Origin of the sequence: Paenibacillus sp. NRS-1760 (assembly GCF_050467785.1) — a bacterium.
Lineage (GTDB): Bacteria > Bacillota > Bacilli > Paenibacillales > Paenibacillaceae > Pristimantibacillus.
The window spans coordinates 498,413-513,269 of record NZ_JBITPK010000013.1; the positions used below are offsets into that span (position 1 = coordinate 498,413).

The window sequence follows — 14,857 nt, forward strand, 5'->3', positions numbered from 1 at the left end:
GAGCTTACATATGAAAAGAAAAATAAAGTGGGGAATAATCGGTATTATAATTATTGGGATAAGTTTTGGACTATACAAAATAGGCAATCCTCCAAGGCAAACAGAATTCGTTTCTGATTCTCAGCCAATTACATTCCAAGTGACGAACGAAACGATAGCCAATACGGTTGAAGTAAAGGGAAAGTCATTGTATGAGCAGGAAACTCTCATCTATGCACCTTATGGCTCCGAGGTTAAACAGTGGGCGGTAGAAGATGGGCAGCAGGTGAAAAAGGGTGATATACTGTTTAACCTGGATCAGACGGCCGTGCAAAACGATATTTTGCAAATGGAGGCAGTACTTCGAAAGGGCAAGCTTGAGGCTGAGTTAAACGATTACCTAAATCAATTGAATGACGAATCAGCCGCGATGGAGTCGACGGAAGAAGCACGAAAAAAAGTGCTCGTTGAAAGAGAAATCGCACGTTTATCGAAGGATGTTAATGAAGTAACAGCTAGCATTCAAGCCAAGGAGCTGCAGCAAAAGAAAAAAATGCTTAATGAATCCAGCTTTCGTTCACCAGCAACGGGAATCTTTTTATTCGATAATCCTAACAAACGACCACAGGCATTGACCGTCAATGAGTATGTCGGCAAAGTCGTTGACTTGAACAAATTGCAATTTATCGCCTTAGTTGGCGAACAGGATGTGTTTCGAATTAAAGCGGGCATGCCGGTCAAGGTGAAGATGAATGCGATGAAAGAGCTGAATCTTTCAGGCAAAGTGCTTAAAGTTTCTAAATTTGCAAAAACAGGAACGGATCAAAACAATTTAAATCAAGCCGCACAATTTGAAGTCGTAATCGTGCTTGAGCCTAACGAGTATTTGATTGCCGGCCTTAGCCTCAGCGGTGCTATTGAAACTGAACGCAAAGAAAATGCAATTTCAGTGCCATCCATTGCGATTATTCGCGAGAAAGATAAACATTTCGTGATGCTCGATACAGGCAATGGTCAATATGAGCGTAAAGAAATAAAGATTGGGCTCGAAACGCCAGAACAAACAGAAGTGCTTGAAGGATTGAAGCCAGGCGATCAAGTTGTTTTGCAATAACGAATGCTTCAGTCTGTCGTTACTTTATTCGAGATGAGCTCTGTTGCCTTGACAACTGATTGGTGGAAATGTAAAAGTAGAGAGTAGAGTTTTTTTCATCATGAGAGGAGTAGAGCAAGTAATGGAATTCGATAAAATTATAGAACGTATTAACGAGCTGGCTCGTAAAAATAAATCGGAAGGTTTATCCGATGAGGAAACGGTTGAGAGAGAAGAGCTTCGCAAGCAGTACTTGACTGTTTTCAAAAGCAATTTCCGTCAACAGCTTGATAAGATCGAAATCGTTGATGACAAAGATAATGTTAAGCACTAATGAATGTACTGTGTAATCATTTAATATCCAAGATGGGGTGATTAGATGAATTTCAAACTATTAGGCAAAAGTGGACTAGCTGTTTCTGAGCTTTGTTTAGGCACCATGACATTCGGCAATACGACAAGTGAGGAAGATTCGATCGAGATGATCGATCGTTTTGTTGATCGTGGAGGCAATTTTCTCGATACGGCCGACGTTTATGTAAGCGGTCGTTCCGAGGAAATCGTCGGCAAAGCGATCAAAAACAAACGATCTGACATCGTTCTTGCTACAAAAGTCCGTATGACAACATCCAGCAATATTAACGGTGTAGGCTTATCCCGCAAACATATTATGGACGGTGTAGAAGCTAGTCTTAAGCGGCTTCAGACTGATTATATCGATCTGTATCAAGTGCATGTATGGGATCATGCGACTCCGATAGAGGAAACGCTGCGCACACTGGATGACCTCGTTACTTCCGGTAAAGTTCGTTACATAGGATGTTCCAATTTTTTTGCTTGGCAGCTGATGAAATCACTAGCGTATAGCGATGCTAGCAGATATGTGCGTTTTGTATCGATTCAGCCTCAATACAGCTTAGTGAGCAGACAGATGGATCGTGAAATGCTGTCGCTTTGTTTAGAGGAGAAAGTCGGAATTATTCCTTGGGCCCCGATTGGCGGCGGTTTTCTAACTGGACGCTATACAAGGGAAGAGCCAAAGGAAGGGCGTCTAACTTCCAAAGTAGGCGAGAGCGCGTGGAATCTGCGGTCTAATGATAAAAACTTTGAAATTCTCGACGCATTGCTGGAAGCAGCGAAAGAGCTGGATAAATCACCAGCACAGGTAGCTTTAAGATGGCTCATTCAGCGAGAAGGCATTACTTCACCGATTTTTGGTGCCAGCAAGCTGGAGCAATTTGAAGAAAATATTGGCGCCATCGGCTGGGAAATGCCAAGCGAGGTTTGGAACCGTTTGGAGCAAATAAGTGCTCTTCCGGAAGATTACCCTAATCGTTTTATAGAAAAGTTTCGCAGACCGTTTGAATAAGGTATTTAATTAGGAGGAGAATTTGTTTGTCACGTTCCTGGGAGCGCAAAGTGCGCAAAAATATGGATGTCGTAAATAAGCAGCGCAAGAAGCAAGGAAATGGTCAAATCGTTTTTAATGCAGAGAAATCAGAAAAAATCGTTGGCCGCAATTTTATTGCGCCAATTCTTCTGATTTTGTTTATCGGGATGTACGTCATTTTGATGTCCAGCTCCTCTACATTTAAAATGGATACGATGTTTTGGATTACGGTAGGATGCTACATTTTGCTTGCGGCTTTGTTCTTTTTCCGTAGACCATATATCACGATCGGCAAAGACTACATTCAATCACGTCGCCTAACGGGAGACAAGCGTATTCCAGCAGCATCAATCAAAGGCTTCAGCGTGCAAAAAGGTTATGTGGTCGTGGAGATGCAAAAAGGCGGAAACTGGGTGTTCTCTAAATTGACGAACCGTTTTCCAACCGATGAAATTGGCGAGAAGCTGAAATTATTTGCAAATGCTAATGGAATTGCTTTTCAGCAAAAATAAATAGGCAGGAGAGTTCGAACAACGATGGCTAAACAAGCAGTATTATTTGATCTGGATGACACATTGCTGTGGGATGACCGCAGCGTTAAGGAAGCTTTTGAAGCTACATGCCAAGCGGCAGCAGCAGAATGCGGGGTTGATCCGAGCGAGCTTGAAGAATCCGTTCGCCGTGAGGCAAGAGCTCTCTACGAATCCTATGAAACGTTCTCGTTCACTAAGATGATCGGGATCAATCCTTTCGAAGGACTCTGGGCACCGTTTCTTGAAGGTGAACAGGAGGAATTCCGCAAGCTTGAGTCACTCGCTCCGGGTTATCGGAAAGCAGCTTGGACACAAGGCTTGAAAGCACTTGGCGTTGATAACGAGGAGCTAGGTGCGAAGCTGGCTGAGCAATTCCCGGCTGAGCGCCGCTTGCGTCCTATCGTATATGAAGAAACATTCCGCGTTCTAGATGCACTCAAAGGAAAATACAAGCTGCTTCTGCTTACGAACGGCTCGCCTGATTTGCAGCGTGAGAAGCTTGCTGGCGTACCGGAACTTGTGCCATACTTCGATCATATTATAATCTCGGGTGAATTTGGAGAAGGAAAGCCAGCAGCATCGATATTCAAGCATGCGCTTGAGCGTCTTGGCGTAGAGACGGATCATGGGATTATGGTTGGAGATAAGCTGACAACGGATATTCTTGGCGCAAATACGATTGGTATGACATCAGTTTGGATTAACCGTCACGGTGTTGTTCGCAATGACGAGATTGTCCCATCACATGAAATTAAACATTTGGAAGAGCTTCTTCCTTTGCTTGAAGTTTAAACTTGCAACAAAAAAGCCCCTCGCGGACAGCTTGTGCTGCTGAAGAGGGGCTTGCATTTTTTTTGATTTAATATTAGGCCTGATTAGCAGCGAACTTGTCGTCAGCAAACGGATGAGCGATCCAGCCTTCTGTTTCAATGAAGAGACGAACGGCAACGATTTGGCGATTATCCATGAGCGTGAAGAAATGCGGTTTGTATTCCGGTACGGAAATGACATCGCCAGCTTCAAGCTCAACGTCGAAATAACCAACATCATCAGTACCTTTTATAATAAAGATGCCGCGTCCTGCTGTAATCGCACGAACTTCATCTTCTGTATGCGTGTGTACATTTTCAAACTTTTTGAGCAGCTCGTCTAAGTTAGGCGTAGCATCGGACAATGCGATAATATCCCAAGTTTGATATCCACGACGCTGTGCCAAATCTTTAATTTCTTCGTCATATGTCGCTAAAATTTGCTGCTTCTCTTCATCGGAGAGAACGAATTTTTGCTGTAAATCTTCTGCTAGCTTGCTTGGATTCCAATGCTCATAGAGCACCTCTTGCTGTTCTAGAAATGCACGAACAGCCTCTTCCCCTTGAATCCGTTCTTCAGTATTGCGAATTCTAATTTCAGCCATGAACATTCCCTCTTTTCCTATAGAGATTAAATGATATAATGATTATAAAACAAATCAAATGGATTGTCGATGGATTACCTTTTCACCACACAGGTATTCTGATAAACTATGTGTTAATGATTTTTGGGAAGGGTGTAGTATTTTGTCAAAACCGACCATACAACAAATGCTTCAGGAGCGCATACTTATTTTGGACGGCGCAATGGGCACGATGATTCAACAAGCTGGATTAACTGAAGATGATTTTGGTGGAGCGGAGCTGGACGGTTGTAATGAAATACTTGTTCTGACACGTCCTGACGTTATACAGTCTATTCATGAGCAGTACCTTGAGGCTGGCGCAGATATTTTGGAAACCAATACATTTGGTGCGACAAGCGTAGTACTCGATGATTATGATATTCCTGAAAAAGCGAGAGAGATTAATCTTGCAGCTGCAAAATTAGCGCGTGATGCATGTGATAAGTACAGCACGCCAGACAAGCCTCGTTACGTTGCAGGCGCGCTTGGTCCAACGACCAAAACTTTATCCGTAACCGGAGGGGTAACTTTCGATGAGCTCGTCGAGAGCTATTATGAGCAAGCGCTTGCTTTAATCGAAGCTGATGTGGATGCATTATTGCTTGAAACCTCACAGGATACGCTTAATGTAAAAGCAGGCAGCATTGGTATTCGCAACGCCTTTGACAAACTTGGCAAAGAGCTGCCCATAATGATTTCAGGTACGATTGAGCCGATGGGAACGACGCTCGCTGGTCAAACCATCGAATCTTTCTACATTTCGTTAGAGCATTTGAAGCCGATCTCTATCGGACTCAACTGTGCGACAGGCCCTGAGTTTATGCGGGATCACCTGCGGACACTAAGTGAAATCGCAAACGCTGCAATTAGCTGCTATCCAAATGCAGGCTTGCCGGATGAGAATGGGCATTATCACGAATCTCCAGAGTCGCTGGCTAAGAAGATGTCAGCATTCGCTGAACAGGGCTGGTTGAATATTGCCGGCGGCTGCTGCGGAACAACGCCTGACCATATACGAGTGATGGCTGAAACCATGGCGAAGTATGCTCCGCGCACGAAGATGGGCGAGCATCCAGATGCGGTTTCAGGTATTGAGACGGTATTTATTGAACCGGAAAACCGCCCGATCATGATCGGGGAACGAACAAACATATCTGGTTCGCGGAAGTTCAAACGTCTGCTTAAGGAAGAGAAGTTTGATGAGGCTTCTGAAATTGCACGTGCACAGGTGAAGGGCGGCGCCCATGTCATCGACATCAACTTGCAGGATACCGATATTGATGAAGCGTATGCGGTACATCAATTTTTGCCGCAAGTGGTAAAGAAAATTAAGGCACCGCTTATGCTGGATTCTACTTATGATCATATCATTGAGCTGGGTCTGAAATATTCGCAAGGTAAAGCGATTATTAACTCCATTAACTTGGAGGATGGAGAATCCAAGTTTGAGAAGATTTTGCCATTAATCCATCGTTATGGAGCAGCAGTTGTTATGATTCTAATCGATGAACGCGGCCAAGCGGTAACGCGTGAAGCGAAGATGGAAGTTGCGGAACGTTCCTACAATCTTCTTACTCAGAAATACAAGATGAATCCGGAAGATATTATTTTTGATCCCAATATGTTCCCAGTTGGTTCAGGTGATCCGCAATATATCGGTTCAGCTGTTGAGACGCTGGAAGGAATTCGGATGATCAAGGAGAAGTTCCCGCGTGCCAAAACGATCTTGGGTCTGAGCAACATTTCCTTCGGTTTGCCGGATGCAGGTAGGGAAGTACTCAACTCGGTGTACTTGTACCATGCGACAAAAGCAGGGCTAGATTATGCCATTGTTAATACAGAGAAGCTGGAGCGTTATGCTTCGATCCCTGATGAAGAGCGTCAACTGGCTGAAGAGCTAATTTACAACACGACGGACGAGTCGCTTGCTGCGTTTGTTGCCGCATTCCGTGACAAGAAGGTAGAGAAGAAAGAAAAGATTTCGAATCTATCGCTTGAGGAACGTTTAGGCTCCTACGTAGTCGAAGGAACAAAAGAGGGGCTTATCCCGGATCTGGATGAAGCGTTGAAGAAATATACAGCGATGGAAGTCATCAACGGGCCGCTAATGCGCGGTATGGAGGAAGTTGGCCGTTTGTTCAATGGCAATGAGCTCATCGTTGCAGAGGTGCTTCAAAGCGCTGAGGTGATGAAAGCTTCGGTAACTTACCTTGAATCATTTATGGAAAAAAATGAATCCTCCGTCAAAGGTAAAATTATTTTGGCTACCGTCAAAGGCGATGTTCATGACATCGGAAAAAACTTAGTCGAAATTATTTTATCAAACAACGGTTACAAAATAATAAATCTAGGCATCAAGGTGCCGCCTGAGCAATTAATTGAGGCTTATCGCAATGAGAAGGCTGATGCTATCGGTTTGTCTGGTTTGCTAGTCAAATCCGCACAGCAAATGGTTATTACGGCACAGGATTTGCGTACAGCCGGCATTGATGCACCGATTCTTGTTGGCGGTGCGGCGCTGACACGGAAATTTACGAAAACGAGAATTGGTCCAGAATATGATGGACTTGTTCTATACGCAAAGGATGCAATGGACGGTCTTGATATCGCCAACAAGCTAATGGACCCTGAGCATCGATCACGGCTTGAAGATGAAATGGCCGCTTTTAAAGCGTCTGGCGGGGTATACGAAGAAGAGAAGAAACCTTTGCCGCAATTGACGCGGGCTGTTCGTTCCAAAATTTCACCGGATGCGCCTGTATTTACGCCGCCGGATTTGGATCGGCATATTCTGCGTGATGTACCGCTTCCACATGTCATACCTTATGTCAACATGCAGATGCTGCTTGGTCATCACCTTGGACTAAAAGGCAATGTTGATCAATTATTGAAGGATGGCAATGAAAAAGCAGTGCAGCTTAAAGCGACCGTTGATGAAATATTGCAAAAAGGAACAACCGATGGCATTATAAAAACCCACGGTATGTACCGTTTCTTCCCTGCGCAGTCTTCAGGCAATGATATAATTATTTACAACCCAGTGGACCCGCGTCAGGAAATTAAGCGGTTTACGTTCCCTCGTCAACAGGTGGAGCCGTACCTATGCTTATCTGACTTCTTGAAATCAGTGGATAGCGGCGTTATGGATTATGTTGGTTTCCTAGTTGTAACCGCTGGACACGGCATTCGTGAAATTGCGAATGAATGGAAGGATAACGGCGATTATTTGCGCTCGCATGCACTTCAGTCCGTAGCTCTTGAGGTTGCAGAAGGAATGGCAGAGCGTGTCCACCATATTATGCGTGATATCTGTGGTTATCCAGATCCTGCGGAGATGACAATGAAACAGCGTCATGGCGCTCGTTATCAAGGCATTCGTGTATCGTTCGGATACCCGGCATGTCCAAACCTTGAGGATCAGGAGCCATTGTTCGATTTGATGAGACCCCAAGATATTGGTGTCGAATTGACGGAAGGCTGCATGATGGAGCCAGAGGCATCCGTATCTGCAATGGTATTCGCTCATCCAGAAGCACAATATTTTAATGTTGAGAAACTATAGCGTATAATAACAAAGAGCCCTTGAGCGTTCGTAATGACGAGCTTAAGAGGGCTCTTCGTTTCAATTCCAGAAGTCGAGGCCGCAGGGCTAAGAGCGGGGTGGATAATAATATGAATATGTGGTTTTTGGGAACGGGCGCAGGAAGGCCTTCGAAGTATCGCAATGTAACAGCCGTGGCGCTTCAACTTCCTGAGCCAACGTGCAGTTTACTGTTATTCGATGCTGGAGAGGCAACGCAGCATCAGCTTATGAGAACATCACTTAAACTGAATAAGATTGAATACATATTTATTACACATCTGCACGGTGATCACATTTATGGGCTGCCTGGCTTGCTCAGCAGCCGCTCTTTCGATGGCGGAATCACACCTGTACAGCTTTTTGGTCCTGTTGGGATTAGGAGCTATATTGAGACAACTTTTTCGATTAGTGCTACGCAGCTCGATTATGAGCTCATTATCCACGAATTAACGGGAAATGAAGGTGTTGTTTTTGAGGATAATCGATTTAAGGTTGAGGCAGCGCCGCTTGAGCATCGAGTGACTTGCTTCGGCTATCGCGTTACTGAACAAGATCAGCCCGGCAAGCTGCTCGTCCACAAGCTGAAGGAGTATGGAATTGAAGCAGGTCCGCTTTACGGGGCGTTAAAAAGAGGGCAGTCGGTTACATCTCCGAGCGGATTGCTCATTCACACTGACGATGTTACCGGCCCTACTTATATCGGGAGAGTAATCACAGTGCTTGGTGATACGAAGCCATGTGATAATGCTATAACCTTAGCGAAAGATGCTGATCTGCTCGTTCACGAAGCGACCTTCGCTGCAGGTATGGAAGAGAAAGCACATGAGTTTGGACATTGTACGACGGCGGAGGCGGCAGAAACAGCTGTTAAAGCAAACGCCAAGCGGCTGGTGATGACCCATTTTAGCGGACGCTATAGCAATGAGGATCTTGTACAGCTTGAAGAAGAGGCTGGCGTTCACTTCTCACCTGTCACAGCAGCAACAGATTTTCTACATATCGAAATAAAACGTGCGACTCATATAGAATAAAAAAAAGCAAAAACGTGAGGATTTCCTCGCGTTTTTGCTTTATTTGTTATCTTTGCCAAAGTGAAACGATAGAAATACAGACGCTAATACGATGATGACAACAATACCGAAAAATATGAACATTTGGTAAGGGTTTGGAATAAAAGACGAGACAATCATCAGCAATCCGCCAACCACATAAAATTTGGATGCTGCTCGATGTGTTTTTTTCCAAACGTCTTCACTGCCAAGCGTATTAACGGTCTTTATGCCAATATAGCTGTTTGGTTGAAAATGGGGCATATACAAGCCTGCCACTGTGAAAATAATACCAATGATAGTAATGATGACTTTGGTAATATCAATAATGAGTCCGTAACCAGATGCAATGGTAACACCGTGAAGCACGAGCAAGCTGATCAAGACTACATTTTGAACCGTGTGAAGATTAGGCTTTTGATTTTGGGAAGCATGTTTTTTTGGAAGGATGACAATTAAGATGACCATAAATGCTGGTAAAAGCAGCAAGGTAAATGCTTTATGCGCCAATCCATCGAATTCAATATTCATATCCCAGTAAATCGCCATTTGCTCGGGTAAATCGGGATAGGTTACGATGCTGGCAATTAAAGCAATGGCAACAATAATCCAAGAGAAGATACTTGCTTTCATTTCTCTACAATCCCTTCGGATTCGCTCTGTTGAAAGGAATTCATCCAGTCCATTAAGTCGTGGAAGACAGCAGTGTTAAGTGAATAATAAATATGCTGGCCTTGCCGTTCATCGGATACAAGCTCTGCTTGCTTTAACAAGCTAAGATGATGAGAGATGCTGGGCTTAGTCATTTGAAAATGGTCGGCTATTTCTCCAGCAGTTAAGTCACGTTCTCGCAATAGTTCTAAAATCTTTCTGCGAGTAGGGTCAGATAGTGCCTTAAAGGCTAAATTGATTGACATGTAAGCTGTCCTTTCCAGCTGACTTTTGAAGTCGTTAGATATTTAAACAACCATCTAATTATAATATAAATTTACTATATTGGTTTTTGTTTCGTGTGTCAATTTGATAGGTGGATGTCAACAAGCCTATGGCAAGCAACCAGTTTTTCTTTGGCACTGTATATCCAGAACTAAAGACTAGTAAAGGGAACAGATATTCGCTAATATATAGGGTATAGTGAGGTGCTAAGAAATGATAAAAAAGAAATCACTTTCAGAAATGATCCAAAATTTACGAGCCAATGAAAATATTATAAATTGGACTGAAATAGAGCCTCAAGAGGCAAAAACAAAACCTCTGCCAGAAAGCGTTGATCCAAGAATTAAATCGGCTTTCGCAAAAAGAGGAATAGAGCATTTATATACACACCAGCACTCAGCCTACGAAACGATACGTAAAGGTGAAAATATAGTTGCTGTAACTCCGACCGCTTCTGGAAAAACGCTTTGTTATAACCTTCCAGTGTTACAAGCGATAGCGGAAGACGACGGCAGTCGAGCTTTATATTTATTCCCAACGAAAGCTCTTGCACAAGATCAGAAAAGTGAATTAACTGAAATGATAAACGAAATGGGAATTGATATTAAAAGCTTTACCTATGACGGCGATACTTCGCCGGCTATTCGTACGATTGTAAGAAATGTAGGACATATCGTTATCACGAACCCCGATATGCTGCATTCCGCTATCCTTCCACATCATACAAAATGGGTAAGTTTATTTAGCAATCTTAAATATATCGTTATTGACGAGCTTCATACGTATAGAGGCGTATTCGGAAGTCATGTAGCGAATGTCATTCGAAGGCTCAAACGCATATGCAAGTTTTATGGTAGCAATCCACTGTTTATTTGTACATCTGCCACAATAGCCAACCCTAAGGAACTAGCAGAACAATTGACAGGGAATCCTATGCGGTTAATTGATGATAACGGCGCACCAAGAGGACGGAAACATTTTGTTTTTTACAACCCGCCCATTGTAAATAAGCCGCTCAATATACGAAAAAGCTCTACTGTAGAGGTTAATCAGTTAGCGAAGGAATTTTTGACGAACAAAATACAGACGATTGTTTTTGCTCGCAGCCGGGTAAGAGTAGAAATTATTTTAAGCCATATACAGGAACTGGTTAAAAATGAAATCGGCACTAAATCCATACGAGGCTACCGTGGCGGCTACTTGCCAAATCAAAGACGAGAAATTGAAAGAGGATTAAGAAACGGCGAAATATTAGGCGTGGTCAGCACAAATGCTTTAGAACTAGGTGTAGACATTGGACAGCTGCAGGTCTGTATTATGACAGGTTATCCTGGGAGCGTTGCAAGTACATGGCAGCAGGCTGGACGAGCTGGAAGACGACATGGAGAAGCACTTGTACTAATGGTAGCTAGCAATACGCCTATTGACCAGTATATTGTCCAAAACCCCGAATATTTCTTTGATCGATCCCCGGAATCCGCTAGAATCAATCCGGAAAACTTACTCATTCTAGTTGATCACGTTCGTTGTGCCGCCTATGAGCTGCCTTTTAAAAAGGGAGAACAATTCGGTTCAATAGAAATAGTTGACATATTGGAGTATCTGGTAGAAGAACGGGTGCTCACTCAAGCAGCTGATACGTTTTATTGGGCTAATCTGGCTTTTCCAGCTAGTGAGGTAAGTCTGCGTTCTGCCGCACAGGAAAATGTAGTTATCATCGACCAGTCAGAAACAGCGAACGTGAAAATCATAGGGGAAATGGACCGTTTTAGCGCTATGACTCTTTTGCACGATGAAGCCATTTATTTACATGAAGGTGTACAATTCCAAGTAGAAAAGCTGGATTGGGAGCATAAGAAGGCTTATGTTCGAAAAGTCGATGTAGAGTATTATACAGACGCGAATCTGGCGGTAAAACTTAAAGTATTAGCAGAGGATAGGATAGAGAGCAAGCGAACTTCATCCATAATATATGGAGATGTTGTCGTAAATTTTCTCGCAACACTTTTTAAGAAAATTCGATTAACGAGTTTTGAAAATATCGGATACGGCCAAGTAAATCTACCAGAAGATGAATTGCATACCAGCGCGACCTGGATAGAATTGAAAGAGGTAGACCCAGCGATTGAAACAAAAACACTAGAACAGCTGCTTCTTGGAATAGCGAATGTGCTTAGGCATATTGTACCTATTCATGTAATGTGTGACCGAAATGATATTCATGTCGTTTCACAAATCAGGGCCGAGCATACGCAGCTTCCTACGATTTTCATATATGACCATTACCCTGGGGGGATTGGACTAGCCGAGGACGTATATAAACGATTTGATGAAGTAAAAGAAGCTGCAATAAAATTAATCCGAAAATGTCCATGCGAAGATGGTTGTCCGTCTTGTATTGGCACTGAAATATATGGAATTCATGCAAAACAAACAAGCTTAGATCTGTTGAGGTCATTATGATTATGAAGGGTTATATTGCCAAGTACGAAATGCAGCTCGCTCATCTCGCTCCGCTAGGACCGCTTCATGAGATTGGTGTGTCAAAGCAAACATGTTATCTTCTTAATGAAGCGGAGGGCAATCGATGAGCTTATTACGCGATAAAATGAATCGTTTGCGGGGAAACATCCGCGAGGAAGAGAACCAGCCAGGGGCGGTGGTTCCTGCCACTGAAGAGAAGGTGGCACAGCTGCCGGAAGATGATGAAGAATGGCTTTCACCCGTGTGGGAGACCTTCGATGTCAAGCTGGTTACGAATGAAATTGGAAGCTTTTTGCTCCGAAAAATCATTTATCCGTCAGATTTTCGCCATGGTCATCATGCATTAGTAGAGCTGCACGAGGCTGCACCTGCCTTATCAGCATTTCATCCTGATTCTTTAACATCTGCGGAACAAATCATGTTTCTCGATTTGGAAACGACAGGTTTAGGCGTTGGAGCAGGGAACGTTCCTTTCATGGTTGGCATAGGCTATTTGTCAAAGGACCAATTTGTCATCGAGCAAGCGTTAATCAGGCATCCTGCTGAAGAGCGGGCAATGCTTCATTATTTGATGGGGAAGCTGAACGATTATACTTTTTTGTCCACCTACAACGGAAAAACCTTCGATTGGCCACTTGTTCAAAATCGTTTTATTATGAATGGACTTGGCCAAAAAATGTGGGAACCTCAGCATCTTGATTTCTTGCATCCTGCAAGATCGATATGGCGTAATACGCTCGTTTCGTGTAAATTGAGCCATGTTGAAGAAGAGCGGCTCGGTATTCACCGGGAGGATGACGTTCCAGGATCACTCGCTCCTCAGCTTTATTTTCAATTTCTGGCGAATGGAGATCCAGCACCGCTTGAGGGAGTTTTTCGCCATAACGAAATAGATATGTTATCCCTAGCTTGTCTAGCGATTCGATTTGGACATTTGTTAAACGGAACGATTAAGTTGTATATTCCGTTGCCCGATGAGCCTGAGGAGATGGTGCGCACAGGTCTTTGGCTAGAGCGTATGGGTAAAATGGAGCTTCCTGATCATTTATTCGATATGGCCATGAAGGAAGAGAACTCAAAACCTTCTACACTAGTCATGCTTGCCGCGCGGGACAAGAAGGCTGGAAATTGGGATCGTGCTGTGTTATTGTGGCAGAAGGCTATTATTCATTCTTCTAATCATTTTGGATCTGCTGCCCATGAAGCAAGCATTGAGCTTGCCATGTATTATGAGCATAAGATCAAAGATTTTGAGTCAGCTTTAGGATATGCGAATGCAGCTTTTGAACATGCACTGAATCATTCGCAGATCATTCGGCCTGATGCCAAAAAAAGAGCGGAGCTCGATGCTTTGCGTAATCGAATAGCAAGGCTGCGCCGCAAATCAACCAAACATGTTCATTAAGAAGCTATTTTATAAAATTGGATAAAAGCGTAAACAGACAGCTGCAGCTCAACTATATAGCTTATCTTTCAACGGAAAACGTAAGCTTGACCACTATAGTGGCGACTGCCGTTTACCCTTGGGAGGAAAACAACGATGACAACAGGACTGCCTGCCATGCGCGGCTTATTAATTGATCTTGACGGAACGTTATATCACGGTACTCATCAAATTGCTGGTGCAGCTGAACTCATCACTTATTTGAGAGAGATTAAGCTTCCATATCGCTTTGTTACAAACAACTCCTCTTCTACACCCGATGAGGTAGCTGAAAGGCTAATGAAAATGTGTATTCCAGCTGCTGCTGATGAGGTATGCACATCCGCGCAAGCGGCTTCTGAGCATATCGCTTCGATTAAGCCAGGTGCATCCGTATTTGTCGTTGGTGAGGCTGGACTGAAACAGGCTGTGCAAGAAGCAGGCTTAATTCTCACAGAGGAACAACCTGATTTTGTTTTACAAGGAATTGACCGTTCGTTCACTTACGAGCGATTAACGAAGGCTGTTCGGTATATTCACAGTGGGGCTGAATTCGTTATGACAAATCCTGATTTGCTGCTGCCATCCAGTGATGGACTCATTCCGGGAGCAGGCTCTATAGGAGCTATGTTGAAGGCAGCGGGCGGCAAAGAACCTGTACTCATTGGCAAACCATCATCCATTCTTATGAGCTATTCATTAAGATCGATTGGCTTAAGCGCTGATGAAACATGGGTAGTAGGCGACAATTTGGCAACAGACATCGCTTTTGGAGCAGCTGCTGGATGCGGTACGATTCTTGTACTGACCGGGCTTACAACAGCGCAAAATATCGAGTATTATATGGAGCAGGCAGGGTGCAAACCAACTGTCATTTGCAATCATTTAGAAGAGCTTCGTTCTTATATATCTGATCATAGAGATTGTTAAGACTTATAACGAAGAAAATAGG

General features: G+C 43.6%; 13 protein-coding genes. 10 read left to right on the forward strand and 3 right to left on the reverse strand.

The window, feature by feature from the left end; translation table 11 throughout:
- Positions 1–10: 10 nt before the first annotated feature.
- From ACIFSR_RS17850 to ACIFSR_RS17870, 5 genes are all read left to right on the forward strand, one after another.
- Positions 11–1,093 carry an efflux RND transporter periplasmic adaptor subunit gene (locus ACIFSR_RS17850; protein WP_339202694.1) on the forward strand — a complete coding sequence of 361 codons (1,083 nt, stop codon included), beginning with the start codon at positions 11–13 and terminating at the stop codon, positions 1,091–1,093.
- A gap of 121 nt (positions 1,094–1,214) precedes the next feature.
- On the forward strand, positions 1,215–1,406 hold the full coding sequence (locus ACIFSR_RS17855) for a DUF896 domain-containing protein (protein WP_076265812.1): 192 nt from the start codon (positions 1,215–1,217) through the stop codon (positions 1,404–1,406).
- A gap of 45 nt (positions 1,407–1,451) precedes the next feature.
- The gene (locus ACIFSR_RS17860) at positions 1,452–2,441 is read left to right on the forward strand and encodes an aldo/keto reductase (protein ID WP_430058849.1); all 990 of its coding nucleotides are present in this window, start codon (positions 1,452–1,454) and stop codon (positions 2,439–2,441) included.
- 26 nt (positions 2,442–2,467) lie between these two features.
- Entirely contained in the window at positions 2,468–2,974 is a 507-nt protein-coding gene (locus ACIFSR_RS17865; RefSeq protein ID WP_076265814.1) for a hypothetical protein, read from the forward strand.
- 24 nt (positions 2,975–2,998) lie between these two features.
- Positions 2,999–3,787 carry an HAD family hydrolase gene (locus tag ACIFSR_RS17870; RefSeq protein WP_430058852.1) on the forward strand — a complete coding sequence of 263 codons (789 nt, stop codon included), beginning with the start codon at positions 2,999–3,001 and terminating at the stop codon, positions 3,785–3,787.
- A 73-nt stretch (positions 3,788–3,860) separates the two neighbouring features.
- Here ACIFSR_RS17870 and ACIFSR_RS17875 read toward each other — a convergent pair whose 3' ends face one another.
- The gene (locus ACIFSR_RS17875) at positions 3,861–4,409 is read right to left on the reverse strand and encodes a 1,2-dihydroxy-3-keto-5-methylthiopentene dioxygenase (protein WP_076265816.1); all 549 of its coding nucleotides are present in this window, start codon (positions 4,407–4,409) and stop codon (positions 3,861–3,863) included.
- A gap of 166 nt (positions 4,410–4,575) precedes the next feature.
- Here ACIFSR_RS17875 and metH point away from each other — a divergent pair, with 166 nt between their 5' ends.
- The gene (gene metH, locus ACIFSR_RS17880; protein WP_430059337.1) at positions 4,576–7,992 is read left to right on the forward strand and encodes a methionine synthase; all 3,417 of its coding nucleotides are present in this window, start codon (positions 4,576–4,578) and stop codon (positions 7,990–7,992) included.
- A 110-nt stretch (positions 7,993–8,102) separates the two neighbouring features.
- Entirely contained in the window at positions 8,103–9,044 is a 942-nt protein-coding gene (gene rnz, locus ACIFSR_RS17885; protein WP_430058855.1) for a ribonuclease Z, read from the forward strand.
- Between the two features lie 39 nt (positions 9,045–9,083).
- Here the strand turns inward: rnz and ACIFSR_RS17890 are convergent, their stop codons facing one another.
- Together ACIFSR_RS17890 and ACIFSR_RS17895 are read right to left on the reverse strand one after the other, a co-directional pair.
- Entirely contained in the window at positions 9,084–9,695 is a 612-nt protein-coding gene (locus tag ACIFSR_RS17890; RefSeq protein WP_430058858.1) for an SdpI family protein, read from the reverse strand.
- The gene (locus ACIFSR_RS17895) at positions 9,692–9,979 is read right to left on the reverse strand and encodes an autorepressor SdpR family transcription factor (RefSeq protein ID WP_339202685.1); all 288 of its coding nucleotides are present in this window, start codon (positions 9,977–9,979) and stop codon (positions 9,692–9,694) included. The genes ACIFSR_RS17890 and ACIFSR_RS17895 overlap by 4 nt, the downstream gene beginning before the upstream one ends.
- Positions 9,980–10,214: 235 nt before the next feature.
- Here ACIFSR_RS17895 and ACIFSR_RS17900 point away from each other — a divergent pair, with 235 nt between their 5' ends.
- From ACIFSR_RS17900 to ACIFSR_RS17910, 3 genes are all read left to right on the forward strand, one after another.
- Positions 10,215–12,461, forward strand: coding sequence for a DEAD/DEAH box helicase (locus ACIFSR_RS17900; protein ID WP_430059339.1), 2,247 nt, complete (start codon positions 10,215–10,217; stop codon positions 12,459–12,461).
- A gap of 124 nt (positions 12,462–12,585) precedes the next feature.
- Positions 12,586–13,887 carry a ribonuclease H-like domain-containing protein gene (locus ACIFSR_RS17905; protein ID WP_430058861.1) on the forward strand — a complete coding sequence of 434 codons (1,302 nt, stop codon included), beginning with the start codon at positions 12,586–12,588 and terminating at the stop codon, positions 13,885–13,887.
- Between the two features lie 135 nt (positions 13,888–14,022).
- Positions 14,023–14,835 (forward strand): TIGR01457 family HAD-type hydrolase, encoded by an 813-nt coding sequence (locus tag ACIFSR_RS17910; protein WP_430058865.1) that lies wholly within the window; start codon positions 14,023–14,025, stop codon positions 14,833–14,835.
- Positions 14,836–14,857 lie beyond the last annotated feature (22 nt).

Excerpts from the sequence above, each read along its gene's own strand:
- ACIFSR_RS17850 (WP_339202694.1), top strand. The coding sequence starts at position 11 with ATGAAAAGAAAAATAAAGTGGGGAATAATCGGTATTATAATTATTGGG.
- ACIFSR_RS17855 (WP_076265812.1), top strand. The coding sequence starts at position 1,215 with ATGGAATTCGATAAAATTATAGAACGTATTAACGAGCTGGCTCGTAAA.
- ACIFSR_RS17860 (WP_430058849.1), top strand. The coding sequence starts at position 1,452 with ATGAATTTCAAACTATTAGGCAAAAGTGGACTAGCTGTTTCTGAGCTT.
- ACIFSR_RS17870 (WP_430058852.1), top strand. The coding sequence starts at position 2,999 with ATGGCTAAACAAGCAGTATTATTTGATCTGGATGACACATTGCTGTGG.
- ACIFSR_RS17875 (WP_076265816.1), bottom strand. The coding sequence starts at position 4,409 with ATGGCTGAAATTAGAATTCGCAATACTGAAGAACGGATTCAAGGGGAA.
- metH (WP_430059337.1), top strand. The coding sequence starts at position 4,576 with ATGCTTCAGGAGCGCATACTTATTTTGGACGGCGCAATGGGCACGATG.
- rnz (WP_430058855.1), top strand. The coding sequence starts at position 8,103 with ATGAATATGTGGTTTTTGGGAACGGGCGCAGGAAGGCCTTCGAAGTAT.
- ACIFSR_RS17890 (WP_430058858.1), bottom strand. The coding sequence starts at position 9,695 with ATGAAAGCAAGTATCTTCTCTTGGATTATTGTTGCCATTGCTTTAATT.
- ACIFSR_RS17895 (WP_339202685.1), bottom strand. The coding sequence starts at position 9,979 with ATGTCAATCAATTTAGCCTTTAAGGCACTATCTGACCCTACTCGCAGA.
- ACIFSR_RS17905 (WP_430058861.1), top strand. The coding sequence starts at position 12,586 with ATGAGCTTATTACGCGATAAAATGAATCGTTTGCGGGGAAACATCCGC.
- ACIFSR_RS17910 (WP_430058865.1), top strand. The coding sequence starts at position 14,023 with ATGACAACAGGACTGCCTGCCATGCGCGGCTTATTAATTGATCTTGAC.